Origin of the sequence: Schaalia odontolytica (assembly GCF_005696695.1) — a bacterium.
GTDB classification, from domain to species: Bacteria; Actinomycetota; Actinomycetes; order Actinomycetales; family Actinomycetaceae; genus Pauljensenia; species Pauljensenia odontolytica_C.
Window position 1 is genome coordinate 1,438,233 of sequence record NZ_CP040006.1, and the last position, 11,972, is coordinate 1,450,204.

Annotated in this window: 8 protein-coding genes; 5 read left to right on the plus strand and 3 right to left on the minus strand. The window is 66.8% G+C overall.

Going from position 1 to position 11,972, the window contains the following annotated elements; translation table 11 throughout:
* Nucleotides 1-53: 53 nt before the first annotated feature.
* The 3 genes from rpmA to FBF35_RS06340 all read right to left on the minus strand — a co-directional run bounded on the left by rpmA (nucleotide 54) and on the right by FBF35_RS06340 (nucleotide 3,690).
* Nucleotides 54-311, minus strand: coding sequence for a 50S ribosomal protein L27 (rpmA, locus tag FBF35_RS06330; protein ID WP_003792637.1), 258 nt, complete (start codon nucleotides 309-311; stop codon nucleotides 54-56).
* A 34-nt stretch (nucleotides 312-345) separates the two neighbouring features.
* Nucleotides 346-666, minus strand: a complete 321-nt coding sequence (gene rplU, locus FBF35_RS06335; protein ID WP_003796298.1) for a 50S ribosomal protein L21 — start codon at nucleotides 664-666, stop codon at nucleotides 346-348.
* A 219-nt stretch (nucleotides 667-885) separates the two neighbouring features.
* A complete protein-coding gene (locus tag FBF35_RS06340) occupies nucleotides 886-3,690 on the minus strand; it encodes an Rne/Rng family ribonuclease (protein ID WP_060567440.1) in 2,805 nt (934 codons plus the stop codon).
* A 362-nt stretch (nucleotides 3,691-4,052) separates the two neighbouring features.
* On the opposite strand from FBF35_RS06340, the gene FBF35_RS06345 reads away from it, so the two are divergent.
* The 5 genes from FBF35_RS06345 (at nucleotide 4,053) to FBF35_RS06365 (ending at nucleotide 11,922) form a co-directional block, all read left to right on the plus strand.
* Complete coding sequence (locus FBF35_RS06345) at nucleotides 4,053-5,600, plus strand: cytochrome ubiquinol oxidase subunit I (protein ID WP_060567441.1); 1,548 nt, start codon at nucleotides 4,053-4,055, stop codon at nucleotides 5,598-5,600.
* Between the two features lie 14 nt (nucleotides 5,601-5,614).
* Nucleotides 5,615-6,736: a cytochrome d ubiquinol oxidase subunit II gene (gene cydB / locus FBF35_RS06350; RefSeq protein ID WP_060567442.1), complete on the plus strand. Its 1,122-nt coding sequence runs from the start codon at nucleotides 5,615-5,617 to the stop codon at nucleotides 6,734-6,736.
* 115 nt (nucleotides 6,737-6,851) lie between these two features.
* A complete protein-coding gene (gene cydD, locus FBF35_RS06355) occupies nucleotides 6,852-8,528 on the plus strand; it encodes a thiol reductant ABC exporter subunit CydD (RefSeq protein ID WP_060567443.1) in 1,677 nt (558 codons plus the stop codon).
* Nucleotides 8,525-10,279 carry a thiol reductant ABC exporter subunit CydC gene (cydC, locus tag FBF35_RS06360; RefSeq protein ID WP_060567444.1) on the plus strand — a complete coding sequence of 585 codons (1,755 nt, stop codon included), beginning with the start codon at nucleotides 8,525-8,527 and terminating at the stop codon, nucleotides 10,277-10,279. The genes cydD and cydC overlap by 4 nt, the downstream gene beginning before the upstream one ends.
* Nucleotides 10,276-11,922 carry a GAF domain-containing sensor histidine kinase gene (locus tag FBF35_RS06365; protein WP_060567445.1) on the plus strand — a complete coding sequence of 549 codons (1,647 nt, stop codon included), beginning with the start codon at nucleotides 10,276-10,278 and terminating at the stop codon, nucleotides 11,920-11,922. Before cydC ends, FBF35_RS06365 begins: the two co-directional genes overlap by 4 nt.
* Nucleotides 11,923-11,972: the final 50 nt, after the last annotated feature.

Below are 11,972 nucleotides of genomic sequence, written 5' to 3' on the forward strand. Positions count from 1 at the left end.
TGAATGTTGAAAAGGGCGCCCGGCAACGCCGGACGCCCTTTATGCGCGCGGTCTCAGGCAGAGACCGGCGAAACGCTGACGACCTTGCGATCGCGCTTGCGGCCGAACTCGACCGCACCGGCGCGCAGGGCGAACAGGGTGTCATCCTTGCCACGGCCAACGCCGTCGCCAGGGTGGAAGTGGGTGCCGCGCTGACGAACGAGGATCTCACCAGCGTTGACCAGCTGGCCGCCGTAGCGCTTCACGCCGAGGCGCTGCGCGTTCGAGTCGCGACCGTTACGGGAGGAACCAAGGCCCTTCTTATGTGCCATCAGTTGCTACTTTCTGCTCGTGGGAACGTCGGGTTCAGGCGATCTCGGTGATCTTGACGACCGACATCTTCTGACGGTGTCCCTGGCGCTTGCGGTAGCCCGACTTGTTCTTGTACTTAATGATGGAAATCTTGGGGCCCTTGGCCGAGTCAACAACCTCAGCCTTGACGGAAACCTTGCCCAGCTTGGCTGCGTCAACGGTGATGGCGTCGCCATCCACCAGCATCAGCGGCTGGAGCTCGATGCTCGAACCGATTTCTTCTGCCAGCTTGTCGACGACGACGACGTCACCGACGGACACCTTTTCCTGCCGGCCGCCAGCCTTGACGATCGCGTAGACCACGTTGGAGCTCATCTCTTCTCGTATTCGTAACCGGAATCGCGCCTCGAAACTGCCGAGGACTTGTCTCATTGTCATGATTCCGTTGGCGCTTGTTGCGCCGACGATCAAATTTAGCCGATTCGCACGCCGGATTGCAAGCCGGCACGGTCACGGGCGGGTGTGAAGTGCTGTGCGATTCCACACCCTACGCTCGGGGGAGGGACGATCACCCCTCCCCCGGCGCCTGGAGCATTAACCGGCGTCGACGATGCCGGTCGATGCGGCGCGACGACGGCGCTTGACGCGCGGCTGATCGCTCGCCTCGGGAAGCGCAATGTCATCGGTCGACTTGGTCGGCACCGCCGGGGTGCTCACCTCGGCGCGCGCGGGCAGGTCGATGACGACAGGAGCAGGGGCCGCGTCGGGCTCGACGATGCCGGTCGAGACGGCGGCGCGACGCTTGCGAGTCTTGCGCGGCGCGGCGGGTGCCTGGGCGGGAGCCTCCTCCAGGGCCGGCGCGCTCACCGGCGCGGTGGCCGGAGCCTCGTCCGTCTGCACCTCGGGGACAGCCGTCTGCGCGGTGGCGCGGCGACGGGTCTTCTTCGGTGCGGGAGCCTCGGCCGGTTCTTCGGACGAGGCCGTGGCAGCCTTGCGGGATGCGCGGCGACGCGTGGCCGGAGCCTTCTCGCGATGCTCGGGCAACTGAATCTCGGAAGCATCCTTGGCGGGGGCCGCAGGCTCGTCCGAGTGATCGACCGGCTCGGGAAGGTCGATGTGCACGGGCAGTTCGGGCAGCGGAGCGGACTCGGCGACGCGGCGGCGACGACGAGGGCGCTTGGTCGCGCTTTCCTCGGCCTTCTCGGCGGCGGGCTTGGATGCGGATTCCTCAGCGGGGGCCTCGGGCGCTGCAACCTGCTCGACGGAAGTAGCCTCGGGTTCCTTGGCCTCGGTCGAAGCGGCGCGCGTGCGGCGCTTCTTGGTGGGAGCGGCCTCCTCAGCCGTGCTCTCCTCTTCCTTACGGGTCGAAGCGGCGGCGATCGCGCTCAGGGCCTCCTTGGCGCGCTCGTGATCGGCGTTGTCCTCGATACGGCGAGGCTCAGCCTTCTTCTGCTGCTTCTTCGAACCCTTCGAGCCCTTCGAAGACTGTTCGGCTCCGGAGGTCTCCACCGGGTGCTGGTGAACGATGAAGCCGCGGCCCTCGCAGGCCTCACACGGGGAGGAGAATGCCTCGACGAGGCCCTCACCCACGCGCTTGCGGGTCATCTGGACGAGGCCCAGGGACGTAATCTCGGTGACCTGGTGGCGCGTACGGTCGCGTCCCAGGCACTCCACCAGGCGACGCAGCACGAGGTCACGGTTGGATTCGAGGACCATGTCCACGAAATCGATGATGACGATGCCACCGATGTCGCGCAGGCGCAGCTGGCGCACGATCTCTTCGGCAGCTTCGAGGTTGTTACGGGTCACCGTCTCCTCGAGCGTGCCGCCGGCGCCGATGAACTTGCCGGTGTTGACGTCGATGACGGTCATCGCCTCGGTGCGGTCGATGATCAGGGTGCCGCCCGAGGGCAGCCACACCTTGCGGTCCATGCCCTTGGCGAGCTGCTCGTCGATGCGGTGCGCGCGGAAGACGTCCTCCGTGCCCACCCACTGCTCGACGCGATCGGAGAGCTCGGGGCTGAGCTCGTCGACGTATTCCTTGACGGTCGCGTAGGTGTCGCGCCCCTCGATCACGAGCTTCGAGAAGTCCTCATTGAAGATGTCGCGCACGACGCGCACGGCCAGCTCAGGCTCCCCGCGCAGCAGCGTCGGGGCGCTCTTCGTGTTGGTGCGCTTCTTCTCGATGTCCTCCCACTGACGGGTCAGGCGAGCGACGTCGTCGCGGATCTGCTCCTCCGTCGCGCCTTCCGCGGCGGTGCGCACGATGACGCCAGAGCCCGACGGCACGACAGCCTTGAGGATCTTCTTCAGGCGAGCGCGCTCCTTGTCCGGAAGCTTGCGGGAGATGCCCATCATGGATCCACCGGGGATGAGGACCAGGTAGCGGCCGGCCAGCGTGATCTGAGAGGTCAGGCGGGCGCCCTTGTGGCCGATCGGGTCCTTCGTCACCTGAACGAGGACCGGATCGCCAGACTTCAGCGCCGCCTCGATACGACGGGGCTTGCCCTCCATGCCGACGGCGTCCCAATTGACCTCGCCGGCGTACAGGACGGCGTTGCGTCCGCGGCCCACGTCGACGAATGCCGCTTCCATCGAGGGAAGCACGTTCTGGACGCGGCCCAGGTAGATGTTGCCAACCATCGAGGACTGCGTGCGACGCGCGACGTAGTGCTCGACAAGCAGGCCGTCTTCGAGGATCGCGATCTGGTCGAGGCCGTCCTGGTCACGGATGACCATCGTGCGCTCGACGGACTCACGGCGCGCGAGGAACTCGGACTCGGAGATGGAGTGGCGACGGCGGCCTTCGCGGCGGCCTTCGCGGCGGCGCATCTTCTTCGCCTCCAGGCGCGTGGATCCCTTCAGGGCCTGGACCTGGTCCGCGGGATCACCGCCTTCCTCGGAGGAAGCGGAGCTGCGCGCGCGACGGCGACGACGGCGACGACCGGAGGTTTCCTCCTCGTCCGAGGAGTCGGAGTCCTGCGCGGGCGCGTCGGCCTTGTCGGCGTCTTCCTGGGCGGGGGCCGAGGCCTCGTCCGTCTTCTTGGAGCGACGGCGACGGCGGGTCTTCGGTTCGGCGGGCGCCTCCTCAGACTCGGAGGCGGGAGCCTCGGGGGCTTCCGCAGTCTCGGCCTCGTCAGCGGCCTTCTTGGAGCGACGGCGACGCTTCGGGGCAGCCTCTTCGCGAGGAGCAGACTCCTCATCGGTGGCAGCGGACTTACGGCGACGCTTAGGCTCGGGTTCCTCGACAATCGCGGGAGGAGCGACCTCGGGGGCAGCCTGGAACACGGGCGCCTGGAACAGCAACGACGCGGCGGGTGCCACGGGCGTGGTGGATTCGGTTGTCACGATTCTCCAATGGCGGGTGCGCGCCCCGTGCCTGGACGCACCCTTTTTCATCGCCCGCATGGGGCGGAAACCTAGTGGAGCGCTGATGCGCAGCGGCCGGCGGCATATGAATACGTCATCGCTCGGCTCTCGTCGCGGGGGCACTCCCGCGACATCCATTCACGTCTATTGTCGCACAACAGGGCCTCGTACCGACGATGGGGTGATCAGGACAACGCAACACGGAGCGATATCTCACGGAAGAACCCGTAAAAATTATTCGGACGCGTATGTCACAAAACGGCCTCTGAACCAGCATTTCAACCAATCCGACCGAGCTTTTTGGGCTACATTAATATCAACCCGTGACATAGGTCCCACGGACTTTGGACACGGGACAATCGACCCCAATCCCAACACGAGAAGGTCCCATCATGACCCTCGCGCAGACAGCGCTTGACGCGGTCACCGTCGGACGATGGCAGTTCGGTGTTACCACCGTCTACCACTTCGTCCTCGTGCCGCTGACGATCGGCCTGTCCCTGCTGGTTGCCATCATGCAGACCGCGTGGCACCGCACCGGCAAGGAATACTGGCTGCAAGCAACTCGCTTCTTTGGCAAACTCCTCCTCATCAACTTCGCGCTCGGTGTCGCCACCGGTATCGTGCAGGAGTTCCAGTTCGGCATGAACTGGTCCGAATACTCCCGCTTCGTCGGCGACATCTTCGGCGCCCCCCTGGCCGTTGAGGCCCTCCTCGCCTTCTTCCTCGAGTCCACCTTCCTGGGCCTGTGGATCTTCGGCTGGGGCCGCCTCTCCAAGGGCATGCACCTGCTGACAATCTGGTGCGTCGCCCTGGGCACCATGTTCTCCGCGGCCTGGATCCTCGCGGCCAACGCATGGATGCAGCACCCCGTGGGCGCCCGCTTCAACCCCGAGACTGGCCGCGCCGAGCTCGACGGCGTGAGCGGCTTCATGGAGCTCATCACCTCCGGCGTGTACCTGAGCGAATACGCACACGTCATCACCTCCGCCTGGCTGGTCGCCGGCTCCTTCGTTGCCGGCATCTCCATCTGGTGGATGGTGCGCACCGCCCGCGAGGGCTCCGAGGAGGCCATGGCTCAGTCGCGTAACGTCTGGCGCCCGATCGCCCGCTTCGGCCTGACCGCCGTCCTCATCGGCGGCCTCGGCACCGCTGCCTCCGGCCACATCCAGGGCCAGGAGATGGTTGAGGTCCAGCCCATGAAGATGGCTGCCGCCGAAGGCATCTGCATGGACACCGACGGCGCGGCATTCACCGTTGCCCAGTTCGGCTCCTGCCCCCTCGGCGATGACGGCGCGCAGCCGACCCAGTTCATCAAGGTCCCCGGCGTCGCGTCCTTCATGTCGCACAACTCCTTCACCGCCACCTCCGAGGGCGTCGCTGACGTCCAGGAGCGCATGGTGGAGCTGCTCAACTCGGATGCGAACTTCACCGCCAAGTACGGTGACGCCTCGCAGTACGACTTCCGTCCTCCGCAGATGGTCGCCTTCTGGTCGTTCCGCTTCATGATCGGCCTGGGCATGCTGGCCTTCCTGCTGGCGGCATGGGGCCTGTGGGCCACCCGCGGTGGACGCACCTCGTCCAACAAGTGGCTGAGCGTCCTCGCCCTGGTCAACCTCCCGCTGCCGTTCGCTGCCGCTTCCTTCGGCTGGATCTTCACCGAGATGGGTCGTCAGCCGTGGGTTGTCGTCCCGAACCTGCAGGCGCTGTCCGCGGGCTCCGACCTGGGTTCCGTCAACATGATGACCGACATGGGTATCTCCCCCAACGTCCCGGCTGGCCAGATGCTCACCTCGCTCATCCTGTTCACCCTGCTGTACGGCGTCCTCGGCGTCATGTGGTACATCCTCATGAAGCGCTACGCCGTCGAGGGCATCCACTCGTCCAAGGCCGACAAGGCTGAGGCCGATGCTCCCGCCGACCTGTCCTTCGGATACTGAGAGGAACACCGATCATGACTCTGTCTATCCTGTGGTTCATTCTCATCGCCGTTCTGTGGACGGTCTACCTGATCCTCGAGGGCTTCGACTTCGGCGTCGGCATGCTCCTCCCCTTCGTCGCCAAGGGCGACCGTGAGCGCACCCAGACCGTGCGCACGATCGGCCCCCACTGGGACGGCAACGAGGTGTGGCTGCTCACCGCTGGTGGCGCGACCTTCGCCGCGTTCCCCGAGTGGTACGCGACCATGTTCTCGGGCATGTACCTGGCCCTGTTCCTGATCCTCGTCTGCCTGATCATCCGCGTCATGGCTCTCGAGTGGCGCTCCAAGGTCGCCACCGAGAAGTGGCGTCACGCCTGGGACTGGGCGCACACGATCAGCGCGTGGCTCGTCCCGATCCTGCTCGGCGTCGCTTTCGCGAACTTCGTCCAGGGCATGCGCATCGAGGTCGTTGACGTGGCCACCGGCACCGTCATCGACCCGACGCTGGTCAACCAGTCGCTGGCAACCGCGACGCACCAGCTGACCGGCGGTTTCTTCTCGCTGCTCACGCCCTACACCATCCTGGGTGGTCTGGCCGTTATGGCCGTGTGCCTGGCTCACGGCGCGCAGTTCCTGGCGCTGAAGACGACGGGCGAGGTCCGCGACCGCGCCAACGCAATTGCCGCCCCCGCGACGATCGCCGCGACCGTCCTGGCCGCCGCCTGGCTCGTGTGGGGTCAGTTCGCCTACACGACGAACGTCCTGGCGTGGATCCCGCTCGTGGTCGCTGCACTCGCGATCATCGCGTCGACGGCTCTGTCGCAGGCGTCGCTGCGTCGTGAGGGCTGGTCCTTCGTGGCCTCCTCGGTCGCCATCGCCGGCGCTGTCGCGTGGGTGTTCGCGTCGATGGCTCCGGCCGTCCAGAAGTCCTCGATCAACCCGGCGTACTCGCTGACGATTGATCAGGCTTCCTCGACCCCGTCAACGCTGACTGTCATGACCATCGTGACCGTCTGTCTGCTGCCGATCGTCCTGGTCTACGTCTTCTGGTCCTACTGGATGTTCCGCGCTCGCGTGGGCGCCGAGGACGTCGAGACGCAGACGGGTCTGCTGCTCAAGAAGATCCGTGTGGGCGAAAACTTCTTCGCCAACTGATCCTCGCATCACGGCGCGCCCGGTCCCTCGCGCAGGGGCCGGGCGCGTTTGTTGTCACGCCACGAGGATGGGGACCTTTGGCCCATGACGAGGCTTTTTCAGGCACAATAGATACGTGCGTCCCTTTGATCCTCGCTTGTTGCGTTATGCCCGCTCGGCGCGCGGCCCCATCGCTGTGACGGCCCTCCTGGGGACGTTGACTGCGCTGTTGGTTCTCGCCCAGGCGCTTCTCATTTCCGCAGCCCTCTCCCCCGTCGTCTCGGGCACCGCGTCCCTGGCCGACGTCTGGCCCTTCATTGTGGGTATTGCGGCCGTGTTTGCCTGCCGCGCGCTGATCGTCGCCGCCCGTGAGGCGGTGAGCACTCGCGCGGCCGCTGCCGCGGTCAGGGAGCTGCGCGGACGAGTCGTCGATGCGAGCGTCACGCTGGGACCTCGTTGGAGGGCGACCAAGGGCGCGGAGACGACGACGCTGCTCTCGACCGGTCTTGAGGATCTGCGTCCCTACTTCGTGTCCTTCCTGCCCCAGCTCGTCCTCGTGTGCACGGTGACCCCGGCGGCCCTCGGCGTCATTCTCCTGCTCGACTTCTGGTCCGCGCTCATCGCCCTCATCGTTATCCCTCTGATCCCGATCTTCATGATTCTCATCGGGCGCTTTACGCAGGCGGCCTCAGAGGAGAAGCTCGCGTCGATGAAGCGCCTGACCGCCCAGCTCCTCGACCTCATGTCGGGCCTGCCCACGCTCCGCGGCCTCGGCCGTGAAAAGGCACCGCGCACGCACCTGCACGCTCTGGGCACCGCGAATACGAAGGCTACGATGGCCACGCTTCGCGTCGCGTTCCTCTCGGGCGGCGTGCTCGAGTTCCTGACGACCCTGTCGGTGGCCCTCGTCGCCGTCGAGGTCGGTATGCGCCTCGTTTTCGGCAACATTTCGCTGTTCCACGGCCTCGCTGTCATCATGCTCGCGCCCGAGGTTTTCGAACCCCTGCGCCAGGTCGGCGCGCAGTTCCACGCATCGGCGAACGGCGTCACGGCGTCGAAGGCAGCGTTCGACATCATCGAAGAGGCCGAGGCCGTGGACTCCTCCGGAACCGACGAATGCCCCGACATGGCACGCACCGACATCGTTCTCGATGGCCTCGGCGTGCGTGCGCGCGGCGCGTGGGCTCCGGCTCCGACGAGCGGCGTCATCGCTCCTGGCGTCGTGACAGCACTTTCTGGCCCCTCCGGCGCGGGAAAGTCGACCATTGTCGCATGTTTGCTGGCCGACATGACACCGGATGCAGGTCGCATCCTGCTGCGGCCGTCTGTCTCGTCCTCCGAAAGCGGCGAGTCCATCCTGTCGGATATCGATCCCGCCGCGTGGCGTCGCCAGATCTCGTGGGTGCCTCAATCCCCCACGCTGGTTCCCGGTACGATCCTGGACAACATGGGTGCTCTGCCTCTCGACGACCTCAGCGATGCGGCAGCGGCAACCGGCTTCGATGAGGTCCTAGCCACCGCCCCCGACGGGTGGAATACCGTCATCGGCTCCGGCGGCGTCGGACTGTCCGTTGGGCAGCGCCAGCGCCTCGCCCTCACGCGAGCCCTCGCCGCACACTCCCAGGTCGTCATCCTCGACGAGCCCACAGCGCACCTCGATGCCGTCAGCGAAGAAACCGTCGTGCGGGCCATCGACGCGATGCGGGACGCGGGACGCACCGTCATCGTCATCGCGCACCGCGCAGCCATGATGGAGGCAGCTGATGCTGTCATCGACGTTCGCTCGGCCGCTGACGAGGAGGCACGCGCATGAAGCTCTTTCTCACCCGATCCGAATCCGCTGCGCTGCGCCGATGCATCTCCATGCTCGAAGTCTCGCGCTCGGGCTTTGCCCTGTCGTTGCTTCTCGGCGTCACCGCCCTCAGCGCCGCAATCGCCCTCGGCGGCACCGCCGCCTGGCTCATCGCACGCGCCTCCCAGCAACCCCCGGTCCTCTACCTGACCGTCGCTGCGACCTCGGTTCGCCTCTTTGGTGTCTCGCGTGCCCTCGCACGCTACCTGTCGCGCCTTGCTTCCCACAAGGTGGCGCTGACGGGCATGGATAACCTGCGCAACAACCTCTACGACGAATTGGCCGCGGCTCCCGGAACGAAGCTTTCCTCGCTGCGCCGAGGCGATCTCATGACCCGCGCGGGAGCCGACGTTGACGAGGTTGGCAACGTCGTCGTCAAGACTCTCCTGCCGGCTCTTGTCGCGGCGATCGTTGGCGTGGGTACGGTCGGCGTCATCACGATCATCTCTCCGGCGGCCGGCATCATCCTCGCGATCAGCCTCGTCGTCTCGGGCGTCATCGCCCCGGCGCTCATCGCCCGATCGGTGCGCCTGGCCGAGAGCCAGGGCGCCGACGCGCGCACCGACATCGCGGCGACCTCGCTCGCGATCCTCGAGGGTGCCACCGAGCTGTCCATGGCGGGCACGCTGGAGCGCGCGCGCCACTCGCTCAGCGAGTCCGAGGCTGCCCTGAGCGCCGCTCTGGCCCGCTCGGCGCGCCTGTCCGCGTTCGCGCGCGGCCTCGACGTGTGCGCGATGGGCGTCGCGGTGATCGGCGCTCTCCTGATCGGGATCCCGCAGACGACCTCGGGGGTCCTCGCGCAGGTCCTGCTGGCCGTCATCGTCCTCGTCCCGCTATCCGCCTTCGAGGGAGTCGCCGAGCTGACACCCGCCGCCGCCCAGCTCGTGCGCAGCGCCCAGGCCGCGACGCGCATCTGTTCGCTCCTGGACGAGGAGGCACCGGCGCAGCCCCACGACATCCCGGAGGGACCCACCGTCATCGAGGCACGCGATCTCGCCATCGGTTGGCCGGGCGGGCCAACGCTCGCAACGGGAATTTCGCTGGAGCTGCGCCCGGGATCATCCCTCGCGATCGTCGGGCCCTCGGGCATCGGCAAGACGACGCTGCTGGCGACCCTCACGGGCATCATCCCACCCAAGTCAGGCAGTACTCTGATCAACGGCGTTCCCGCGTGGGGAGCCGATCGCGACCAACTCACCTCTCGCATCACGATGACGGCGGAGGACGCGCACATCTTTGCCACCACCATCTACGAAAACCTGCGGGTCGCGCGCGCATCCCTTACCCGCGACGAGGCCTCGGAACTGCTGTCCCGGGCCGGCCTCGCGCAGTGGGTCCAGTCCCTACCCGACGGCCTCGACACCCTGATCGGCTCCGGAGGCACGACCGTGTCCGGCGGCGAGCGCCGCCGCCTCCTCATGGCCAGGGCTCTCGCCGCGCCCGCTCCGATCATGGCTCTCGACGAGGCCTCCGAGCACCTTGATGCGGCGACGGCCGACCGCCTCATGGAAACACTCCTGACACGCTCACCCGAGCGGGCTACCCTGGTGGTCACCCACCGATTGAGTGCCCTGGACCAGGCCGACCACGTCATCGTCTTGGCTGCGCCCGAGCCCGGCCAGTGCGCGACGATCGCTGCGCGCGGCACACACGACGAGGTCATGCAGGCCCTCCCCGCCTACCGCTGGGCCCTCGACCAGGAGGAACAATGAGCACCGACTCCACTGACTTCACGCTGCTGCAAGCGGCCCTGGACCTCACCAGCTCGCTGGATCTGAAGGCCGGCCTGCAGAACTTCGTGGACCAGGCCTGCGCCTTGACGTCCTCTCCGCACGCCACGCTCTCGGTCCTGGACACGTGGGGGGCCACCACCCTGCAACTCGAATTCCACGAGGACGGTCCAGTCCCCGAGGTCCCCGAGTCTCTCATGACGGCGATCCCCGCGAGCGTGCCTCTCCTCGTCAACTCGCCGTCGGACGCACCCGACCTTGATCTGCCCGCTTCCACTCCCCCGTTCCTGGGCGTCTCGATCCTCGTGCACGAGCAGGTTTACGGACGCCTGTACCTGTGCGGGAAGGCGGGCGGGTATTCGTCCGCCGATGCCGCTGTCCTCAGCGCGCTCGCTCCCGCCGCTGGTATCGCCGTTGAAAACGCGCACCTGTACGCGGACTCGAAGCGCACCGAGCGGTGGATCAGCGCCTCTCAGTCGCTGACGACCACCATGCTGGAGGGCGCCGATGAGGAGGAGGCGCTCGAGCTCATCGCTAAGACCGTGCGCGAAGTGTCCCACGCGGACACCGCCATCATCGTCCTGCAGTCCGTGGGCGACACGTGGGCTGCCGAAATCGTCGACGGCAAGAACGCCTCCAGCCTGCTGGGTCTGACTTTCCCGCCCGAAGGCCGCGCGATGAGCGTGTTGCACGAGGGTACCGGCATGATCGTGGACTCGATGTCGCGCGCGCAGACGATGCGTGTCCCCCAGCTGGCCGCCTTCGGATCGGCCCTGTACGCGCCGCTACGTTCACGTGGCGTGTCGTCCGGTGTCCTCATTCTGCTGCGCCAGATCGGCGCACCCGAGTTCGACAGCTCCGAGCTTTCGCTCGCGGAATCCCTCGCCTCCCAGGCCACGCTTGCCCTCGAGCTTGCGTCGGCTCGCCACGCGCAGGACGTGGCCGCACTGCTGGACGAACGCGACCGTATCGGGCGCGACCTCCACGACTTTGCCATCCAGCAGCTGTTTGCGACCGGCATGGCCCTGGATGCGGCCAAGCAGAAGGTCGCAGCCGGCCAGACGGACCCGGCCGCCCTCGAGTCCCTCATCGATTCCTCGCTCGCTTCCATCGACGAGGCCGTGCGTCAGATCCGCACGATCGTGCACAACCTACGCGAGCGCGACAAGGCCGTCGGCCTGGTGGAGAGAATCCGCCGCGAATCGTCGCTGACGCGTTCCGCCCTCGGTTTTGCGCCCTCGCTGCTCATCACGCTTGACGGCAGCGCCATCAACTCGGACCTGGATAACGAGCTCGTCGTCATCGACGAGTTCGACGGTCGCGTCGACCCAGACCTGTCCGACGACGTCGTAGCAATCGTGCGCGAAGGCCTGTCTAATATCGCCCGCCACGCGCACGCGACCGCAGCCGCCGTGTGCGTCGATGTGTCGGGGCGCGGCAAATCGGGGCGCGTGCGCATCACGATCACCGACGACGGTCGTGGCATCGACCCATCGCGTACCCGAAACTCCGGCTTGGCGAACATGGCGGAACGTGCACGACGACACCGCGGCTCGTTCGATGCCGGAAGCGGCCAGGGCGGGGTGGGCACCCAGATCCGGTGGATCGCTCCGCTTGAGGGCTGACCAGACACACACGCACAACACGACGGTGGGGGTGGACGTTCCGATTGGAA

Excerpts from the sequence above, each read along its gene's own strand:
- rpmA (WP_003792637.1), bottom strand. The coding sequence starts at position 311 with ATGGCACATAAGAAGGGCCTTGGTTCCTCCCGTAACGGTCGCGACTCG.
- rplU (WP_003796298.1), bottom strand. The coding sequence starts at position 666 with ATGAGCTCCAACGTGGTCTACGCGATCGTCAAGGCTGGCGGCCGGCAG.
- FBF35_RS06340 (WP_060567440.1), bottom strand. The coding sequence starts at position 3,690 with ATGAAAAAGGGTGCGTCCAGGCACGGGGCGCGCACCCGCCATTGGAGA.
- FBF35_RS06345 (WP_060567441.1), top strand. The coding sequence starts at position 4,053 with ATGACCCTCGCGCAGACAGCGCTTGACGCGGTCACCGTCGGACGATGG.
- cydB (WP_060567442.1), top strand. The coding sequence starts at position 5,615 with ATGACTCTGTCTATCCTGTGGTTCATTCTCATCGCCGTTCTGTGGACG.
- cydC (WP_060567444.1), top strand. The coding sequence starts at position 8,525 with ATGAAGCTCTTTCTCACCCGATCCGAATCCGCTGCGCTGCGCCGATGC.
- FBF35_RS06365 (WP_060567445.1), top strand. The coding sequence starts at position 10,276 with ATGAGCACCGACTCCACTGACTTCACGCTGCTGCAAGCGGCCCTGGAC.